This window comes from Prevotella sp. HUN102 (assembly GCF_000688375.1).
GTDB lineage: Bacteria > Bacteroidota > Bacteroidia > Bacteroidales > Bacteroidaceae > Prevotella.
The window spans coordinates 726,282-746,758 of the sequence record NZ_JIAF01000004.1 but is presented as its reverse complement, the minus strand read 5'-3'; the positions used below and the strand labels follow the sequence as shown (position 1 = coordinate 746,758).

The following is a 20,477-nucleotide window of genomic DNA, read 5'->3' as shown; positions in this document are numbered from 1 at the left end:
TATTTATCAACCACATTAAAAAAAAGACAATGAAGAAAATTATGTTTTTGGTAGCTGCGTGTGCAGCAATGGTGGCTTGCAACAACAAGCCCGCAGAGAAAGCAACTGAAGGTGCTGACAGCACAAAGACTGACTCAGTAGTTTACGAAGGCACTTTCCCGGGTGCTGACGTGGCAGAAATAAACTATAAGCTCGTGCTTGTAGAGAAGGATTCCACTTACAGCTTGGCTAGATCTTACAAGATGCGCGAATCAGGCACCGACACAACAGAACTTATGAACGGTAAGTACTCTGTTATGAAGACCGATTCAGCTTCTTACTACAAGCTCGCAGGCGAGAACGATACGACTGTATTCAAGATTGTAAACGATTCTACCGTAAGAATGGTAAACAGCTTTGACCTTGCTGATAGCGGCGAGGCTTACAACTTGAAGCTCAAGAAGTAAAAAGATGCCGATTCCATCGGCACAAACACAAAATCCCTGCTCTGCTCCAAAAATGGCAAAGCAGGGCTTTTTGGTTACTTTTTACCTTATATATTGCAATTATCGGTAAAAAGTATTACTTTTGCGTATCGTATCAACTCTATGCACGCATAAGCACATTATTATCTATGGTTTTAAACTATATCTGGATAGCTTTCTTTCTGATTGCCTTCATCTTCGGAATCATTGCGCTCGCAATGGGCGACACCACGATTTTCGAGACGATGGTAAAAGCCATTACCGACTCTTCCAAGTCTGCTTTTGAAATTTCTCTCGGCCTTACGGGTGTGCTGGCATTGTGGCTCGGCATTATGAAGATAGGCGAAAGGGCGGGAATCGTGAATGCACTTGCAAAGCTGCTCAGCCCTGTTTTCAGCAAGCTCTTCCCTGATATTCCACGGAATCATCCCGTGATGGGGTCCATCTTTATGAACATCGCATCGAATATGCTCGGTCTCGACAACGCAGCCACGCCTACCGGACTGAAGGCGATGGCACAGATGCAGGAACTGAACGCACGGAAGGACACGGCTACCAATCCGATGATAATGTTTCTCGTGCTGAACACATCGGGACTGACCATCATTCCCACGAGCATTCTCGCTTTCCGGAGCAGCAACGGAGCTGCCTCGCCCACCGATGTGTTCATTCCTATCCTGCTCGCAACCACCGTTGCCACCATCGCCGGCATTATCATTACGTCGCTCTGGCAGCGCATCAATCTGCTTCAGCCCGTCCTTCTGGGCACGATTCTCGGTCTTGCAGGTTCCGTAGGACTGATAATATGGGGATTCGGACAGATGGATCAGCCCACGATTGACAAGGTGAGCACGGTTGCTTCCAACCTTATTATAATGTCGATTATCGTGCTCTTCATTGCAGCCGGCTTCTATAAGCGCATCAATGTTTACGATTCCTTCGTGGAAGGAGCCAAGGAAGGGTTCACAACAGCCGTGAGAATCATTCCGTATCTCGTGGCAATACTCGTGGCCGTAGCAGCATTCAGAGCTTCGGGGGCGATGGATATGCTCATCGGGGGCATCCGCTGGTGTGTGGAGATGTGTGGATTGGATACAAAATTCGTTGATGCGCTGCCCACAGCATTTATGAAGCCACTATCGGGAAGCGGCGCACGTGGCCTGATGCAGGAAACAATGACGAATTTTGGCGCAGATTCGTTCGCCGGTCGTCTCAGTTGCATCTTCCAAGGAGCTACCGATACCACGTTCTACGTGCTTGCAGTGTACTTCGGAAGTGTCAGTATCAGATACACCCGACACGCTTTGCCAGCCGGACTGCTTGCCGATTTGGCCGGAGTGATTGCAGCAATAGCCATCTGTTACATATTCTTCTGACCATAAGACAGCCTTCTTTCAGGGCGAAAATCAGATATTCGGCACATCAACAACAAAGAAATAAGAACAAAATACAAATGGCAAACTTAAAATCACTGGCAAAAGACACCGCAATCTACGGTCTGAGCAGCATTGCGGCTCGCTTCATCAACTACCTGTTGGTGCCGATTCAAACTGCCAAATTCAATGCTGCCGGCGGGCAGTATGGCATCATTACCAACGTTTATGCCTACGTAGCACTCCTCATCGTGTTGCTCACGTATGGTATGGAAACCACTTTCTTCCGATTTATGAGCAAGGAAGGCGAGGATCCCGACAAAGTTTATGCGACCACTCTGAAGATGGTCGGAATGACTTCATTGCTCTTTATGGCTGTCATCGTCCTCTTCAATCAGTCTATTGCCACAATGCTCGGCTATGCAGACCACCCTGAATACATCCTCGTGATGTACATAACGGTGGCCATTGATGCCTTTGCAGCCATCCCGTTCGCCTATCTGCGCTGCAAGCACAGGCCAATAAAGTTTGCCACTTTAAAGATGCTGAACATCACATTCAATATCGTTCTCAACCTGCTGTACCTCGTTGTATTGCCTTATTTCAAGCTGAATCCGTTCGGAATATACGATGCCAACTTCTCGCTCGACGTAGTTTGGATTTTCTATATCAACCTTTTCTGCACCATTGCCATGCTTTTGATGCTCTGGAAAGAGCTTTCCGGCATCCGATACAGCTTCGACAAGGGCACTTGCAGGCGTATGCTCGGCTACACCTTCCCACTCCTGATTATGGGACTCGCAGGACAGCTCAACCAATGTGCGTCGCAGATAATCTTTCCATACGCTTTCGACGGTTCGGCAGAGGAAGCCCGCACGCAACTCGGCATCTATGGTGCCTGCATCAAGATTGCAATGATTATGGTAATGATCACGCAGGCCTTCCGTTATGCCTACGAACCATTCGTATTCGGCAAATCGAAGGACAAGGACAACAAGGATACATACGCCAAGGCGATGAAGTTCTATATCATCTTCACGCTCCTTGCCTTCCTCGCCGTAATGGGATATATGGACATTCTCCGACACGTCGTAGGCCGAAGCTACTGGGAAGGCCTCGAAATCGTGCCTATCGTGATGGCAGCCGAGATTATGTTCGGCATCTTCTTCAACCTCAGTTTCTGGTATAAACTTACCGACCGCACCATCTGGGGAGCCTATTTCTCGGGCATCGGTGCCGTGGTTCTCATCGTGATGGACATTGCGCTCATCCCCTATTTCAGTTATTGGGCGTGCGCTTGGGCGGGATTCGTATCCTATGCTGTGAGTATGGCAGTCAGTTATTACTTCGGACAAAAGTATTACCCCATCAACTATCCGTTGAAAGACATCCTGTTCTATGTAGTGGTTGCCGCAATTCTCTTCGGAGGCATTACCCTTTCCAACGAAATGCTCCCCACTTGGGCGGCACTCTCGCTGAACACGCTGCTCATTCTTCTCTTTCTGGGCATCATTATCAAGAAAGATTTCCCATTGAGCAAGCTGCCGATAATCGGCAAGAAATTCAGATAAGATACATCAGAACCCTATGCTGACAATCGGACTGACAAACATTCAAAAAGAAACATCAACAAAAATATTTTATCATTAAACGCAAATTATTATGAAAAAATCGACCTTAGTCCTCGCCGGACTCCTTGCAATGGGCACAGCCCACGCCGACGAAGGTATGTGGACGCTCTACAATCTGCCCGACGCGGTGTATGAGCAGATGGTAAATTACGGCTTCGAGCTTCCTTGCGATATGCTCTACAACTCGCCGAATGCCATCAGTAACTACGTAGTAAACTTCTCCGGATTCTGCTCCGGCGTTGTAGTTTCGCCCGACGGCCTCGTATTCACCAACCACCATTGTGGATTCGGTGCCATCAATGCGCATTCAACCGTTGAGCACGACTATATGCGGGACGGCTTCTGTGCCAAGAGTTTCAGCGAGGAACTGCCCAACGAGAATATGTTCGTATCGTTTATGAGAGGTCAGCAGGACATTACTGCAAGAGTAAGTTCGCTGATTGCAGGCAAGAGTATGGCTGAACAGGAGCAGATTATCGACTCGCTCACAAACGTAATGAACGATTCCATCAAGGCCATCGACAAGACCCTGCACATCGAAATCGACCCATTCTACGAAGGAAACAAGTATTACGCCACCACCTATCAGGAGTTCCGGGACCTCCGTCTCGTGTTCACCGTGCCCAAGAGTATGGGTAAGTTCGGCGGCGACACCGACAACTGGATGTGGCCTCGTCAGACCTGCGACTTCTCTGTGTTCCGTATCTACGCCGACCCGAAGACCAACGGACCTGCCGAATACTCAAAGGACAACGTGCCTTACCACCCCGAACACTGGGCACCTGTGAGCCTTCAGGGATACAAGGACAAGGATTTCGCTATGACCATCGGCTATCCGGGCAGCACAAGCCGTTACCTTTCCTCATACGGCATTCAGCAGCGGCGCGACGTTGAAAACACAAGCCGTGTGCAGACACGCGACATCAAGCTCGCCATTATGAAGAAATATATGGATGCCGACGAAGCAACACGCATCCAGTACGAAGACGGCTACGCAAGTTCTGCCAACTACTGGAAGAACTCTATGGGTATGAACAAATGTATCGATTCCATCGGTCTTATCCGTCAGAAAGCTGAATACGAAGCAAAAATAAAGCATTGGCTCAGCAATCAGAAGGTAAAGAACCCGGCAACCAACGTTGATTTCGCCGCATTGGAGCGTTACTACAAGGAAAGCGGTCCTGTAATGAACGCACTTCAGTACTGGCAGGAATCGTTCTGGAAGACTTCCGAGTTCTTCACACGTGCTATCCAAATGAACCTCGGTGCACCGCTTCAGGGCGACGAGACGAACCCTAAGAAGCAGTATTTTGAATTTGCCGACAACAGCAGCGAGTGGAACTATGCCCTCGACAAGGAAATGACGGCTGCAATGATGAAGAACTATGCCAAGATGATGCCCGCAGAATATCATCCGGACTTCTTCCAGACCGTAAACAAGAAGTTTGGCGGCGACTTCGACAAGTACACCGACTATCTTTACAAGAAGAGTAAGGTGCTCACAAAGGGCGCAAAGTTCTTCAGCAAGGATACAAAGAAGTTTATGAAAGACCCTGCCGTACAGGTAGGCCTCGACCTTTACGCCACATACGGCAAGATTCTCGAGAAGGTTGCTCCTGTAACGGAAAAGATTCAGGCTGAAGAGAAGAAACTCTGCGAAGCTAAGATACAGATGGAAATGGATATGCCTCATTACAGCGATGCCAACTTCACAATGCGATTGAGCTACGGACAGGTGGGCGGCTATATGATTGGCGCATTCAATAGCGGCTACTACACAACTGCCGAAAGCATCGTTGAGAAGTTCAAGCAGAGCGACAAGATTCCAGACTACAAGGCAGAGCCTATAATGACAGAACTCCTCTCTGCAAAGGACTACGGAAAATACTCAGACAAGAAGTCAAACAAGATGCAGCTCTGCTTCCTTACCAACAACGACATCACGGGCGGTAACTCCGGTTCGCCAATGTTCAACGGCAAGGGACAGCTCATCGGTCTTGCATTCGACGGCAACTGGGACAGCCTCAGCTCCGATATCAACTTCGACCGCAACCTCGCTCGCTGCATCGGTGTCGATATTCGTTTCGTTCTCTATATGATGGACAAGTGGGGACATGCCGACCGTCTGATCAAGGAAATCAATCCGCAGTAATTCATTTATTTGTCTCTCACATAACAAGGGCTTTCCAACAAGGAAAGCCCTTGTTCTTTATCGTCGCGTTTCAGACCTGTGCTGAACCTACAAAGAAAGCTCTCACAGACACCACAGATTCACTGATTCACGCCTACTCTTCCGAACACAAAATCTGTGCTTCCGTATTCTCTGTGAGAGGCTAAGACAAAAGCAGTCTGATTACTTTTCAGAACCATCTTATGTTCCTTGTTCCGGGCTTATCTAAAACCAAGATAAAACAAAAAAACACGTAAAAAACTATTACAAATGCACTTCCAACAAGGGGCATTTTCAAAAACAAGGAGAAACTTTTTTCAAATACACGAAATTTGAAAAACAGGGAATAACCATCTGACTATAAAACAGTTGCAAATTCAAACACGTAAAAACAACACTCATTACAGGCTTTAACAACCGGCAAACGCTCTGCATTCTTCGGACAAACGGACAGATTTTGAGCACCATTCTTCGCTCAAACATCTGCCAAACAAGCGAAGAACAGTCTGCAAACGTCGCAAGAACGGAATACGAACTTCGCAAGAACACAATCCGTTTATCGAAAATCTCCGTCAAAATCTCCGAATAATGGCACTCCAATCTCTGAAACGAGCATTCAGAAACGCAGTTTTTCGGTAAATAAAATCAACAAATCCGTTTCCTTCTTCCCCTCTTCTGCTCGCCGACTGTCAAACCTACATTTCCTTCTCCATATTCTGAATGAAGTTCGTAAGGTTTTCGCCACTATCCAGTTCCAGTTTCTTGCGCAGACGATAGCGCGCCGTTTCGATGCTACGGACGGAAGTGTTGAGCAGCGAAGCCATCTCCTTTGAGGAAAGTCCCATCTTCAGATAAGCACAGAGCTTGAGGTCGTTCTTTTTCAGGTCGGGGAATTGAGCCGTGAGTTTCTGCATAAAGTTGTCGTAAACAAGGTTGAAGTTCTCCTGAAACTTCTCCCAGTTGTCGTCGTCCGCCATATTGCTCTTGATTTCCCTGCGAATATCGTTGATCTTCTTCGTGAGATAGGTCTTTGCCTCTTCCTTTCTCACGCTGTCGGAAAGCTCCGACATCTTCTCGTCGATGGCTTGCAGCATATCATTCTTGCGGACGAGGTTCATCGTAGAATCAGCCAACTGCCCCGATTTATGCTTCAACTCAATGGTCAGTTGGTCGTTGCGCAGCTTTACCAGTTCCTTTTCCTTCTTCTCTTCCTGAATGAGGAACTGCGTCTGCTGCTCCTTCAACTGACGCTCTTTCTCCTCCTGCATCCGAACCAGCTTGCGCTCGGCACGCTTCTGGAGAAATTTCACAAGCAGATAAAGAGCACCCACAAAGAAACAGAAATATACGAACACGGCAAACCACGTTTCGTACCACGCTGGCAGCACCTCAATCGTGATGCTCACTTCGGCCGTTTCGCCCGTAACGAGGTTGCGCGCCTTTACTCGGAATGTGTAAGTTCCGCGGCTCAACTGCGTATATTCCTTGTAGGTTGCCGTTTGGGGCACACTCCACGACTTTTCGTATCCCTCGAGCATACAACTGTATTCCACGGCTTTGTTGTCGCGGTACTCGGGCATTACAAATTCTATCCTCACGGAGTTGAGCGAATGGGGAATCTTCACCCTCTCCACTTTCTGACTGGGGAAATGCGAATAGAGCAGCGAATCGCGCTCGCCCGAGATGCTCCAGATGGAACGCAGGAAGAAATGCTTGTGCTCGGGCAAGCCCTTGTAGCTGTTGCGCATCACGTAGAATCCATTATCGTAGTTCAGCAGCGTGTGTTCCGTGTCGAGGATTCCGATGTGTCCGAGGCTCATCTGCAAACGCTTGATCAGGTTTCCGAAAGCAAGACTGTCCACCTTGTAGCCCTTGCCCGACGGCTTGGCAATCGAAAGGTAATTGTCCTTGTAGACCCAGAGTTTTCCATCAGGCATCTCGGCTATGCGCAGTGCCTGTCCGTAGGTGCTGAAAACCTTTGTCAGCCTTTCATCCTTCTCAAGCCGTCGGGTCTTTGGATTGTAATGTCTGAATCCATCGCGCGACGAAACATATACACGTCCGCGAATCTTGGTTATCAGATTATTGTCGTCGGCAGGCAATCCGTTGTTCCCATTGAAAAGTTCCACGCATGCAACGCTCTTCAAGTCGGGCGAGAGCCAAATGTGATAGATGCCCTTTCGCCAATGGCTCAACCATATACTGCCGTCGGAATCTTCCTCAAAACCGGCACCTGCCTCGCTGAAACCATTCACTCTGTTCAGAAGCTCAACGCCTGTTCCCGTCTGTTTCAAGACGACAAATCCCTGATAGTCGCTCGAGAGAATATAGCCGGGATGATGCTTCAGAGCCTTGAATCCCCACGTGCCGAGCGTTCCCTTAACCGGAAAAGCCTGATTGCCCTTCACCACGAAAGCCCCGGCATCGGCTCCACAAAGCAGGAGATTATTGATATTCGTGAGATTCCATATCTGCCCTACCACGCCGTTTATCGGCAATGGGCGTCCCTGTCCCGGCAGATTGGAGAGGGTTGAAGGCATAAAGAACAAGCCCTGATTCGTTCCCAGAAAGAGTTTGCCGTTCATTACCACCGAGGCATAGCCCGTACCTATATTATTATTGCCTCCGAGCAAATCGGCAAAAGGCGTTTCCACCATAACGTATGAGACACCATTGTCCAATCCCAGCCAGATGTTTTTATTCCTATCGAACTTTATCGAAAGGACGGTATTGTTCTGCAAGCCTGTCAGACCGTTCACATACCAGTTCTTTCCCGTCTTGTGATTCTTCACTATCAAGCCATTCTTTACGGTTCCAAATGCCAGCATATTGTCGGAAACACACGCACAGAACACCTGTGAGGCTTCGAGCAACGGCGAAATGTCGAGCGAATAAGGGGTCAGCTTCTTGCCATCGTAGAGAAACATCATCCCTTGGGCCGTTACAAAGAGCGTCTTTCCGTAGTAAGGAAGAATCGCCCTTACCATTTTCCCCTTCAGCTCATCGGTGCCCGGCAGAGCCGTGAGCTTGCTTCCGTCGAAGATATAGTTGCCTTCCTGACACGAAACTATTACCTTATTATCAATAACTGCCGAGGTTTCTACGCGATAAGGAATGCCGAACACCTTCAGTTTGCCCTGCGCAGTCTGAAAGAACAGTCTCCGCTTGGCCTCAAACACGATGCCGCTGCCCATATTATGGATATGCCAGACCTCACCAAACGTCCTTTCGCTTGCAGGAAGATTCGCTGAAAGGGATTTGTATTCTATCTTATAGGTTTCCAAATTCGTGTAGAAATATCCGAATTCATCGGTACCGGCGGCATAAACGATTTCCTTTTGGGAATCGAACAATATCGAACGGACGTTGGTATAGTTGGCAATGGCAAAGCTGTACCACTTGTCGCCGTCAAATTCCATCAGTCCGGAATTGTTGGCAAAAAACATTCTGTCGTCGGTTGCCTGATCTATGTCCCAGTTCTGCGTACCGCCGGCATATTCCATATTCGTGAAATTGCGCACGATTGGAATCTGAGCGAATGCTTTCAGCGAAAAGCAGAGGAGCAGGCATAGTATGATTCTTTGCTTCATTTATAATCGGTAATATATTATCATTGATATTTTCTTTAAAGATTCAAAGTTAGGTGTTTTTTAGGAATTGCGCAAAGATATAGTGGAAATAAAACAATTAAAAGTATAAAACTTATTGATTTTTCGACACTTATACATTATTAGAAACTCAATGGACATAAAAGAAGGGAGTTTCCGTTACCGTTTATTTCAGTCTGCATCCAACTTTAGCAGGCAAATAACTGTCAATAGTCTGTTGCTCCGACTTTCTTCACTTTGTAATGAAAGGCAGTAAATAGTAACAAATAAGCCATTTTTCGGCTATTAGTGAGGTTTTTACGAAGTGGAAAACTTGATAAAGCCTCTGTTTTCAGCTATTTTTGCACTACAAAACAAAAACAAATCAACACACTATCAACAAAAAACAAATGATGAAAAAAACTATGCTGGCTGCCACGGTGGCACTATCACCTTTTATGAATAGCCCGGCACAGGACTACCGACTGGTTTGGAGCGATGAGTTCGACTCGAACACACTGGGCGTAAACTGGAACGTGGAAGTAACGCCACACCCTGCCAACAACGAACTGCAATATTACACCGACCGCGACAAAAACGTGAAGATAGAGAAAGGCAACCTTGTGCTGACGGGTATTCGTGAAGAATACGGAGGACGACACTTTACTTCGGGTCGTGTAAACTCTTGCGAGAAAGTGAATTTCAAGCACGGAAAGATTCAGGCACGCATCAAACTTCCCAAAACGGCGCGCGGGCTGTGGCCTGCTTTCTGGATGATGGGCGACGATATACGTCAGGTGGGATGGCCGAAATGCTACGAAATAGACATTATGGAAATCGGACACAGCAACGGTTATGAGAACAATAATGAAGAAAAATACTTCTCGGGAGCATTGCACTGGGGAAAAGATACGAGAAACCACAAGTTTGTTTCTTACGATACGTTCAACAGCTATTCGGTTCAGGACGGCGAATAGCATATTTTTACCTGTACTTGGGACGAAAACGAAATCTGCTTCTATGTAGACGACGTTCCAACTCCTTATTTCCGAGAGCAGGTTGGAAAGGAAACCGAACATTATCAATATGCCCACAAGCCACATCATATTCTTTTCAATCTTGCTGTCGGCGGCGATTTTCCGGGACTTAGAGATGCCAAGGACATAACGGCATTGCCAAAGAAGGGTTCAAAGGCTGAAATGCTTGTTGATTGGGTAAGAGTCTATCAAAAGACTGCAAATGCAAAATTCAATGAAAATGATGCTGAAAAAGTGGAATGTCCGCACATTCAACACATAAAATGAGTGTGAACACCGAACTGATAATAATTATCAGCCATTTCATCGGTAAAATTCCACAAATCGCTCACAGATATTAATGCTGTTTCAGCATCTAATTTAAAATTTTTCTTAAAAACACTTTTCACAATCTAAACAAGCGTGAATGGCAAGAAAAAGAACAAGAAATATTTGGAAAGAAAGCGAAAAATTTGGAAAAATGCGTCCCAAAATACGGGAAAACTTGCTTTTATCGGCATTTTACATCAAAAAAGTGAGTTTTTTGTGAGTTGAAAAACTTGACAAAGGCATTCAAATTTATTAATTTTGCAATCACAAAACAACAAAAATTATTCTAGATTGATTAAATAAATTGAAGGTTTTTAATAGTTATGTTATTTGAGTTATATTATTAGTCGTATGGAATAGCCCCATGTGAATGTCGCTACTCCATTTTTAAAAATACGAAAGCAGGGTGGAAGCCTTATGCAACACAAAAACTAAACGGCTATACTATATTCTTGCAGCATCTCTTTTAAAGCATCCAGCCTTCAGAACTGGGAAGAAGCTCTTGGAACGGAACTTATTCCGAACGAACATCTGACAACAAATCAAAACAAAATAAACAAACATCTAAATTATTAACAAAAAACCAAAACCTATGAAACACTTCAGGTATTTAATGGTGTTAATGGCTTTGCTTGTTTCCTCAACCGTCTTTGCCCAGAAGCAAAATCTCTCCGGCAAGGTGATTGACGTAAACGGCGAACCTGTTATTGGAGCAACCGTTATGGAAAAAGGTACCACGAATGGTGCCGCGACAGACATTGATGGTATGTTCACTATTTCAGTAGAACCGGGTGCTACGCTTACATTCTCTTATGTAGGCTATGCGGCTCAGGAACTTCGCGCGTCGAACAATATGGTTGTAACCTTGAAAGAGGATGCACAGATGTTGAACGACGTAGTTGTTATCGGTTACGGTACACAGAAGAAGAGCATCGTAACGGCTTCCATCGCCAAGGTGGACGCAAGCGACCTCGAGAACAAATCAGTAGTGCGTATGGACAATGCGCTGAAAGGTTTGGCTGCCGGCGTGAACGTAACTTCTTCATCTGGTCAGCCGGGTGCTGCTGCGCGCATTCGCGTGCGCGGTACGGGTACTATCAACAATTCAGACCCTCTCTACATCGTGGACGGTATGCCTATCGAGGGAGGTCTGGACTTCGTGAATCCTAACGATATCGAGAGTATCGAGGTATTAAAGGATGCCGCTTCGGGTGCAATCTATGGTGCGCGTGCTGCAAACGGCGTTATCCTCGTTACCACAAAGAAGGGAAAACAGGGTCGTGCGAACATCAACTACAACTTCTCTGCCGGTTGGCAGAGTGCTTGGAAGCGCCGCGACGTGCTGAACGCTACCGACTATGCTATTCTCCAGAACGAGCAGTACATAAACTCCGGTCAGAATGCACTCTACGCCGATCCTTATTCGCTCGGCAAGGGAACAGACTGGCAGGATCTCGTGTTCAACGACGGTGCTCCGGTCGTAAACCACGACTTGAGTGTAAGCGGTGCAACGGAGAAGCTGAACTATTATCTCTCTTTGGGCTACTATACACAGGAAGGTATCGTTGGCGGAAACTTCGATCAGTCAAACTATCAGCGTTTGTCTATGCGCAGCAACACCAATTACAATCTCTTCGACGACACGGATAAGCGCAACTGGTTGAACAAACTCGACCTTACCGTAAATCTCTCCTATGCACGCATCAAGAGTTCAGGCATCGATGTAAACTCTCAGTGGGGTTCCGTGCTCGGTTCTTCATTGGCACTCTCGCCAATCCTGACTCCAACAGTAAGTGGAGCAGAAGCTTTGGCGCAGAACCAGCGTTACGTTTATCAGACTTACGGCGAAACGGGTATGGTAAACAACTACTATGATCCGATATACGACCGTAACGGCAACATCCTGATGATTCCGGGTACTGCCTACAACGAAATCAACAACCCACTGGCGATGATGGCACTCCCTGCTTCAAAGGGTTGGAGCCACAAGTTCGTTTCCAATTTTGCAGCAGAACTCAACATCTGGGATGCTTTGAAGTATCGTTTCTCTTACAGTGCCGACCTGTCTTTCTGGGGAAGCGACAGCTATACGCCACAGACTTACTACCGTTCGGCCAACAATCTCGCACAGTACACCAACACATTCGCTGAAAGCGACCGTGGAACGGTATGGCAGATTGAGAACGTTCTTTCGTACGATAAGACTATCGGCAAGCATCACTTTGCAGTTGTACTCGGTCAGAGTGCTTTCAAGAACACCGGCTTCGGTATCAACGGCAACCGTCGTGGTATGATCAATCCTGACAAACCATCCATCAACTACTCAACCGGCGAATACCAGACTACTTATCAGGTAGACGGCGACGGCAAATACATTCCTGTATATACCAAGGATGCTGCCGGCAACTACGTTCCGGCAGGCTATCAGGTAACGGGTGCAGTGGTTGAGCACGGCGTGGCAGGCTGGATCAACAGCCCTCACACGATGTCTTCACTCTTCTTTCGCGGCAGTTACGACTACGACGAGCGTTATATGGCGCAGTTTACCATCCGTCGGGACGGCAGTTCACGCTTCGGCTCAAACAACAAGTATGGTACCTTCCCGTCAGTATCGTTGGGTTGGAATGTAATGAACGAAGCGTTTATGGAAAATACGCGTGAGTGGCTGAGCAATTTCAAGGCACGCTTCAGCTGGGGTAAGAACGGTAACGACAATATCGGCGATTTCCGCTATACAGTGCTCACAGCAACTGGAAACAACTACTATTTCGGCACGAACTCTACACTCACACTTGGCTCTAAGGCAAACGCACTTCCCAACCCAGACCTCAAGTGGGAGGAAAGCGAGCAGACCAACTTCGGTCTGGACTTCGGTTTCTTCAACAATGCCCTGACATTGAGTATGGACTACTTCTCAAAGAAGACCAACGGTATGCTGATGACGATGAACATTCCTTCTTACGTGGGTGAGGCAAAGCCTATCGGAAACGTGGGCGATATGGAAAACTCCGGCTTCGAGGTGGAATTGGGTTACAAGTGGCGCGTTAATGATTTCCGTTTCAACGCAAGGGCTAACGCATCTTACCTTCACAACGAATTGCTCGAATATGGTAACGAAGCAGGCTATGCAGACTTGGATTCATTCCAAGGCGTAGGTACTATCACACGTGCCGAGAATGGTCTTCCTTTCCCATTCTTCTATGGTTTCAAGACTGACGGTATCTTCCAGAATATGGACGAGGTTCGTTCCTACACAAATGCTGACGGCAATATGATTCAGCCAAACGCTGTTCCGGGCGACGTGCGCTTCCAAGATCTGAACGGCGACGGCGCCATCACGAACGACGACCGTACAAACATCGGTAACGGTACTCCGAAGTGGACTTTCGGTTTGAACTTCGGCGCAGAGTGGAAGGGCTTCGATTTCAATATGTTCTGGCAGGGCGTGGCAGGCGTAGACGTGTTCGATGCCACACACCGTACCGACATTGCCTCAAGCAACTATCCTTCCTGGATGCTTCAGCGTTGGACAGGCGAAGGCACATCAACCCGTATTCCACGCCTTGTAAACGGTGATGCCAACAACTGGCAAAGCTCAGACCTCTACATCTACGACGGTTCCTACCTCCGTTTGAAGAACATCTCTTTCGGCTATACGCTGCCACAGTATCTCACACAGAAGTTCTTTGTTCAGCGTCTGCGCCTCTTCGTGATGGCAGAAAACCTGATAACTTGGACAAAGTACCACGGTTTCGATCCTGAAATCTCTTCCGGCGGCACATCACTCGGTGTAGACTACGGTGTATATCCACAAGCCCGCACTTGGACTGTCGGATTCAACATTACCTTATAATTAAAATAAAGGCATACGATATGAAAACTAAGAATATATTTGTATTGGGCTTAATGACAATCGGCACAATCGGCCTGACGGGATGCAGCGACAGTTTCCTCGAGGTTGAGAACCCCGCAGCAGACCCAATCGACCAGTATTACAAGACCGATGCTCACATTCAGGAAGCACTCGTTGCTGCTTACGACCCTCTGCACTGGCCAGACTGGGGCAACGGAAGCTATTCGCCATTGAATATATGCAGCGACATTATGGCTGACGACGTGAATCCGGGCGGTGCCACCGCATCGGATATGCTCAACTGGCAGTTGATGGCAAACTATCAGGCTGATGCCAACAACACACTGCCTTCACTCTGGGTGGACGAATACAGCGGCGTGAAGCGCAGCAACGACGTAATCAAATATGTTGATGACGCTCTTGCAGCAGGCAACACCGACATTACGGAAGCGAATGCAAACAAATACAAGGCTCAGGCTCGTGTATTGCGCGCATACTACTACACCAATCTCTGGAAGTTCTGGGGCAACATTCCTTACTTTGAAGTGAACCTGAGCGGCAACTATCTCGGCACTCAGTACAAGGCCGACGAGGTTTACGATATGATAATCAAGGACCTCGAAGGTGCCATCGCCCTGAACGCCCTGCCGATGAAGGCAGAAGGAGGTCAGGAAGGCCGTGTAACGAAGGCTATGGCATATATGCTCTACACAGAACTGGCAATGTATCAGAACGATGCAAGCCGATACGCAACAGCCCTGAAGTATATGCAGGAAATCATCAACAGCGGTTCTTACGAACTCTACGGCGATTTCGCGGCACTCTGGGACGAAGCCAACGAATGGTGTTCGGAAAGTATCTTTGAAGTGAACTACAACGACGACAACCACGCTCGCGGATGGAGCAGTCCTATCGCCGTAGGCGGCACGGTGCTTCCCCGACTGATGGGTCCCCGCGGATGGACTTCGGGCGTTGCAGGTGTGGATCTGGGCTGGGGATTCGGCACCATCAACACCAGTACGGTTGCCCTCTACACAGCCAACGACGCACGTCTCGACGGCACTTGCTGGAACGCTGACGCGGCGGCGACGGCCAACGGCGTTCAGTATGAGAAGGCTTGGGGCGACACCGGCTACTTCCTCTACAAGTATCTGCCACGCCCTGCCAACAACAAGGACGCAGGCTGGGACGTTGATTTGAACTTCAACAACAACTACCGCATCTACCGTTTCTCTGAAACGCTGCTCAACGCAGCCGAGCTGTTGCTCCGCACGAACGGAAGTGCCGCCACGGCCGCACAGTATGTGAATATGGTTCGCAAGCGTGCAGGCGTAAGCGAGCTGCCAACGGTAACGATAGACGACATCCTGAACGAGCGTCATCTCGAGTTTGTAGGCGAAGGCAAACGCTACTGGGACCTCGTCCGTTCCGGAAAAGCTCCTCAGGTGCTCGTTGCCAACTCGGCATTCAACCGTACAAACGGCTGGACTGCAAGCAAGAAGTACCTGCCTATCCCACAGGGAGAGCTGAGTGCAGACCCTAACTTGGTGCAGAACAATTATTAACAGAGACTCATTGAGCAGGCGAATGCACCACGCACTCGCCTGCCCTACCAAACAATAAAGAACAAGTAATATGAAAAATATCCTTAAAAACATAGCCGGTGCGCTGATGATGATGCTTGCTTTCGCAGCCTGCACATCGGACGAGTTCGACGGAGCCAACGAAAACGGGCTTCCAACACTCGAAGGTATAGATTACACGGTATCGGTAGACCAGAACACGAACGTTGTAACCTTCAAGCTAAACACGCCGGGAATCTATCCAATCTGGAACATTGAAGGCTCGCCGGCTGCAAAAAGCACCGTAAACGGCTTTCAGAAGAAGTACATCTTCAAGGGAACCTATGGCTACACGCTGAAGGTGGGAAACAAGAATGGCGTGAGCGACGGGCAGATCAGCGGCACTTTCACCGTGGATACTACCCGTTACGATTTCTCAAAGACCATCGCTGCCCTGACCGACAACAGCAAAAAGGAATGGCGCATATACGCTGCCGCAAAGGGACACCTTGCCTGCGGTCCTGAAGGTACGGAAGGTACAGCGTGGTGGTCGGCAGGTCCGCAGGAAAAGGCTGCCGAAGGTATCTACGACGACCGTATCACGTTCAGCAATACAAACGACTACACTTACGATGCAGGTGCAGACGGCCTGACATTCTGCAACAAGGGCGTAACCACGCTCGGCGTAACAGGTGCAGGAGTCGATTACAGCATTCAGGCAGCAGGCCGGTTCGACACCAAGACAAGCGCGAAGTATGCACTCGGCTACGACGATGCCAACAAGGTGGAAACCATCACGCTCCCTGCAAAGACTCTCTTCCCATACATTGGCCACGATTCTCAGATGACAGGCGAGTACACCTGCCGCATCCTCAAAATCGATTCAAAGTATATGGAACTGGCTCTCGACCTCCCGGGCATCGTATGGCGTTTCACGTTCATCAACGGAGAAGACCCTGCTCCTACGAACGACTTCGATCCTGACAAGGTAAATTGGGCTGGCGTCAGCGATGCGCTCAACCTCGGTAAGGACTTCAACACGGCGGGCAAGATGGTGTTCTGGTGGTCTGACGCAGGTTGGGCACAGATTGCCGATCCTACCTTCAGCTTCGAAAACGGTGTCTACACCATCACGGCAGACAATGCTACGGCTGCCCGTTGGCAGGCACAGTGCTCCATTCAGCACGCAGGGCTTAGCCTTGAAGCCGGCGAGGCATACGACGTGAGTATGACCATCAACGTAAATCAGGCGTTTGAGAATGCGTGCATCAAGATCTGCGACCAGTCTGACAATCCTGTGCTCGTGCTCTCCGACCCTACATCGCTCCGTGCGGGCGATAACGTGCTCCGTTGGGCGAAACGTTATCCGAAGGATGGCGACGGAAAGGGCAACGATGCTGCTGCGGCTGATGTCAAAGTGATGATAGACCTCGGCACCTGTCCTGCCGGATTGGTAACCAAGGTGAGCAACATCATCATTCAGAAGCACAATCCGAAATAATGTCCGTTCGATGAATGTGCGCAAGAAATGATGCCGACGCACCCATTGAACCCACATTCAGTAAGTAATTTTTCAATCAACAGAAAAGGATGGATGCCAACATCCATCCTTTTTTCAACTCTCTTGGCTGAGTGAATTTCGCCTGCCCGTTTTAGGCTGAAAAAGAAATGATTTGCAAGTAACCGAAAAACGGCGTGCATTCTTCGCACAATTGCAGTGCGTTTTTGCGAAGAATGGAACGCAATCTTCGCACGTTTGAAAAGCGACATTCTATCGTCTGATTTTCAACCACTTACAAAACATCAGGCAGACAACACATTTTTATTCAACCAACCATACAAAATAACCATACAAATTATGAAAGCGATAAAAGCTATTTTCCTGTTTCTCCTTTCCATCCTTTCCCTGACTGCGTGCGGCGGCAACGACGATGACGGAGGACAGACTGCCCCTGAAAACGCAACGATTGCCTGCAATCCTTCAGAAATCACGGCCACGGCACTTCAAGGCACTTATACGGTCAGCGTGAAGACCACCCGAAGCGAATGGACTGCATATTCAGAAAGTGAATGGGCTACGGTGTCTTTGGCAAACACGAATGCTTCCAACGGCACGATTGCCGTAAGCGTGGCTGCCAATCCGTCTGCCACTTCGCGCTCCACCAATATTATTGTCAAGTCCGGTTCGGCGCGATACGCCATCAAGCTGACACAGCTGGCCCCGCTGCAGGTTTCAAATGCAGAAATCCGTATGGGTTCTGTGGGCGGAACAACCACGATTAACGTTACTTCTACGGAAGAATGGAGCGTAAGCACCGCCGACAGTTGGATTACGGTTCAGAAAACCGGCAACGCTGCGTTTACCGTTACCACGGCCGAAAACAACGACCACGCAATGCGCACCGGCAAAGTGTCTGTCAAGACTCCTACACAGGCATTGGACATCTCTGTGAAACAGGAATCCGCAGACGACCGGACGATGAGCATTCCCGAAGGCTATTCGCTCTTCTGGCACGACGAGTTCGACGGTACCGCACTCAGCTCGGACTGGACGCACGAGATTCAGAACGCAGGCTGGGTAAACAATGAATTGCAGAACTACGTGAAGAACGACAAGGTAACCTTCCTTCAGAACGGCAGCCTCAACATTCAGTGCTACAAGGATGCCAACGGCAAAATCTATTCAGGCCGTATCTATGCCAACCGAAACAAGGGAATAAAGTACGGCTACGTGGAAGCGCGCATCCTTCTGCCGAAGGGTAAGGGCACGTGGCCGGCATTCTGGATGATGCCCGTGAATTTTAAGACGTGGCCCGGCGACGGCGAGATAGACATTATGGAAGAGGTGGGCGCAGTACCGAACGAAGTTTCCTCGTCTATCCACTGTAAGGCCTACAACCACAACATAGGAACGCAGAAGACCCACGCAATGACCATCAGCAATGCAGAGGGCGAATATCACGTCTATGCGCTGGAATGGACGGCAGACTACATAAAGACCTACGTGGACGGACAGCCTCAGCTCACTTTCCTGAACGACGGAAAGGGCAACAACGACACGTGGCCGTTCAACAAGGAGTTCTACGTGATTCTCAATCTTGCGTGGGGCGGTGCTTGGGGTGGTATGAACGGAGTGGACGAAAGCGCATTGCCTGTTACGATGCAGGTTGATTACGTCCGCATCTTCAAGAAGAATTAAACATAAATCATCATCAACAACCTGACAAAACAATGAAAAGAATATTCTTGTCAGCACTCATAGCGATGTTAGGCATCACGGCTTATGCAAAGCCAAAATCGAAGTTCGTTACCATTGACGGCGTGAACTTGATACAGCCAAACGGCAAGAAACTCTTCATCAAAGGTACGAATCTGGGCAACTGGGTAAATCCCGAGGGATATATGTTCGGCTTTCAGAAGACCAATTCCTATTGGATGATCGACCAGATGCTGGCACAGCTCGTCGGTCCGGACGAAACCGCCGCCTTCTGGAAAGAGTTCAAGCAGAACTACATCACACGGAAAGACATCGAGTTCATCGCTGCTGCCGGAGCAAATACCATCCGACTGCCTTTCAATTACAAGTCGTTTACCGACGAGGATTATATGGGCATCAACAGCAATCAGGACGGTTTTGCGCTCGTTGATTCAGTAGTAACGTGGTGTCGCGACAATCATCTCTATCTGATTCTCGATATGCACGACTGCCCCGGTGGGCAGACGGGCGACAATATCGACAATTCCTACGGCTATCCTTGGCTCTTCGTAAGCGAGGAAAGCCAAAAACTCTTCTGCAGGATATGGCTCGAAATCGCAGCACGCTACAAGGATGAGCCGGTGATTCTCGGCTACGACCTGATGAACGAACCTATCGCAACCTACTTTGAAAAAGAATACGACAAGCTGAATCCTCTGTTGGAGCCGCTCTATAAACGCGTTACAAAGGAGATAAGAAAGGTGGACAGGAATCATATCATAATGCTGGGAGGCGCGCAATGGAACGGAAATTTCAAGCCGTTCACGGACTGGAAGTTCGATGACAAGATTATGTACACCTGCCACCGGTATGGTGCCGGGAGCAGCAAGTCGTCTTATCAGGATCTCATCGACTTCCGCGACAAGACAGGATTGCCTATGTATATGGGCGAAATCGGGCACAACACCGACGAGTGGCAGGAAGAAGTGTGCAAGACTTTGGAGGAAAACAACATCGGCTACACGTTCTGGCCCTACAAGAAGGTGGACAACAGTTGCTTCAACGCCGTAAAGCGGCCTGTCGAATGGGATTCCGTCATTGTGAAATTTGCTGAAAGCGACCGCAGCACCTACAAGAATATCCGTGAAAACAGACCGGATCAGGCCGTGGCTTGTCGGTTGCTTCGCGAATATCTTAACAACATTAAGGTGGAAAACTGCACGCCTCAAGTTTCCTATATCAAGTCGCTGAGACTTAAATAACCTGAAATAGTCAGGATAATCACGCAAAAGTGA

10 protein-coding genes and 1 pseudogene are annotated in these 20,477 nt (G+C 48.4%); 10 read left to right on the top strand and 1 reads right to left on the bottom strand.

The features are described 5' to 3' along the window. Positions 1-29: 29 nt before the first annotated feature. The 4 genes from P150_RS0108070 (at position 30) to P150_RS0108055 (ending at position 5,620) form a co-directional block, all read left to right on the top strand. Positions 30-446 (top strand): copper resistance protein NlpE N-terminal domain-containing protein, encoded by a 417-nt coding sequence (locus P150_RS0108070; protein WP_028897246.1) that lies wholly within the window; start codon positions 30-32, stop codon positions 444-446. Positions 447-613: 167 nt separating this feature from the next. Continuing rightward, on the top strand, positions 614-1,840 hold the full coding sequence (locus P150_RS0108065) for a nucleoside recognition domain-containing protein (RefSeq protein ID WP_028897245.1): 1,227 nt from the start codon (positions 614-616) through the stop codon (positions 1,838-1,840). Positions 1,841-1,917: 77 nt separating this feature from the next. Next, positions 1,918-3,408 (top strand): lipopolysaccharide biosynthesis protein, encoded by a 1,491-nt coding sequence (locus P150_RS0108060; protein ID WP_028897244.1) that lies wholly within the window; start codon positions 1,918-1,920, stop codon positions 3,406-3,408. 91 nt (positions 3,409-3,499) lie between these two features. Further along, positions 3,500-5,620 carry a S46 family peptidase gene (locus P150_RS0108055; RefSeq protein WP_028897243.1) on the top strand — a complete coding sequence of 707 codons (2,121 nt, stop codon included), beginning with the start codon at positions 3,500-3,502 and terminating at the stop codon, positions 5,618-5,620. A gap of 713 nt (positions 5,621-6,333) precedes the next feature. Here the strand turns inward: P150_RS0108055 and P150_RS0108050 are convergent. Continuing rightward, positions 6,334-9,228 (bottom strand): triple tyrosine motif-containing protein, encoded by a 2,895-nt coding sequence (locus P150_RS0108050; protein ID WP_028897242.1) that lies wholly within the window; start codon positions 9,226-9,228, stop codon positions 6,334-6,336. Between the two features lie 407 nt (positions 9,229-9,635). Between P150_RS0108050 and P150_RS18195 the strand changes: the two are divergent. The 6 genes and pseudogenes from P150_RS18195 to P150_RS0108015 all read left to right on the top strand — a co-directional run bounded on the left by P150_RS18195 (position 9,636) and on the right by P150_RS0108015 (position 20,444). Continuing rightward, a pseudogene (locus tag P150_RS18195) lies at positions 9,636-10,529 on the top strand (family 16 glycosylhydrolase). 634 nt (positions 10,530-11,163) lie between these two features. Beyond that, positions 11,164-14,424, top strand: a complete 3,261-nt coding sequence (locus P150_RS0108035; RefSeq protein WP_028897241.1) for a TonB-dependent receptor — start codon at positions 11,164-11,166, stop codon at positions 14,422-14,424. Positions 14,425-14,444: 20 nt separating this feature from the next. After that, positions 14,445-15,989: a RagB/SusD family nutrient uptake outer membrane protein gene (locus tag P150_RS0108030; protein ID WP_028897240.1), complete on the top strand. Its 1,545-nt coding sequence runs from the start codon at positions 14,445-14,447 to the stop codon at positions 15,987-15,989. Positions 15,990-16,059: 70 nt separating this feature from the next. Continuing rightward, positions 16,060-17,487, top strand: a complete 1,428-nt coding sequence (locus P150_RS0108025; protein WP_028897239.1) for a hypothetical protein — start codon at positions 16,060-16,062, stop codon at positions 17,485-17,487. 357 nt (positions 17,488-17,844) lie between these two features. Beyond that, positions 17,845-19,185, top strand: coding sequence for a family 16 glycosylhydrolase (locus tag P150_RS0108020; protein ID WP_036932146.1), 1,341 nt, complete (start codon positions 17,845-17,847; stop codon positions 19,183-19,185). Positions 19,186-19,250: 65 nt separating this feature from the next. Then, the gene (locus tag P150_RS0108015; protein ID WP_231477628.1) at positions 19,251-20,444 is read left to right on the top strand and encodes a glycoside hydrolase family 5 protein; all 1,194 of its coding nucleotides are present in this window, start codon (positions 19,251-19,253) and stop codon (positions 20,442-20,444) included. The last annotated feature ends 33 nt before the right edge of the window (positions 20,445-20,477 follow it).

Coding starts and splice junctions, on each gene's coding strand:
- P150_RS0108070 (WP_028897246.1), top strand. CDS start 30: ATGAAGAAAATTATGTTTTTGGTAGCTGCGTGTGCAGCAATGGTGGCT.
- P150_RS0108065 (WP_028897245.1), top strand. CDS start 614: ATGGTTTTAAACTATATCTGGATAGCTTTCTTTCTGATTGCCTTCATC.
- P150_RS0108060 (WP_028897244.1), top strand. CDS start 1,918: ATGGCAAACTTAAAATCACTGGCAAAAGACACCGCAATCTACGGTCTG.
- P150_RS0108055 (WP_028897243.1), top strand. CDS start 3,500: ATGAAAAAATCGACCTTAGTCCTCGCCGGACTCCTTGCAATGGGCACA.
- P150_RS0108050 (WP_028897242.1), bottom strand. CDS start 9,228: ATGAAGCAAAGAATCATACTATGCCTGCTCCTCTGCTTTTCGCTGAAA.
- P150_RS0108035 (WP_028897241.1), top strand. CDS start 11,164: ATGAAACACTTCAGGTATTTAATGGTGTTAATGGCTTTGCTTGTTTCC.
- P150_RS0108030 (WP_028897240.1), top strand. CDS start 14,445: ATGAAAACTAAGAATATATTTGTATTGGGCTTAATGACAATCGGCACA.
- P150_RS0108025 (WP_028897239.1), top strand. CDS start 16,060: ATGAAAAATATCCTTAAAAACATAGCCGGTGCGCTGATGATGATGCTT.
- P150_RS0108020 (WP_036932146.1), top strand. CDS start 17,845: ATGAAAGCGATAAAAGCTATTTTCCTGTTTCTCCTTTCCATCCTTTCC.
- P150_RS0108015 (WP_231477628.1), top strand. CDS start 19,251: ATGTTAGGCATCACGGCTTATGCAAAGCCAAAATCGAAGTTCGTTACC.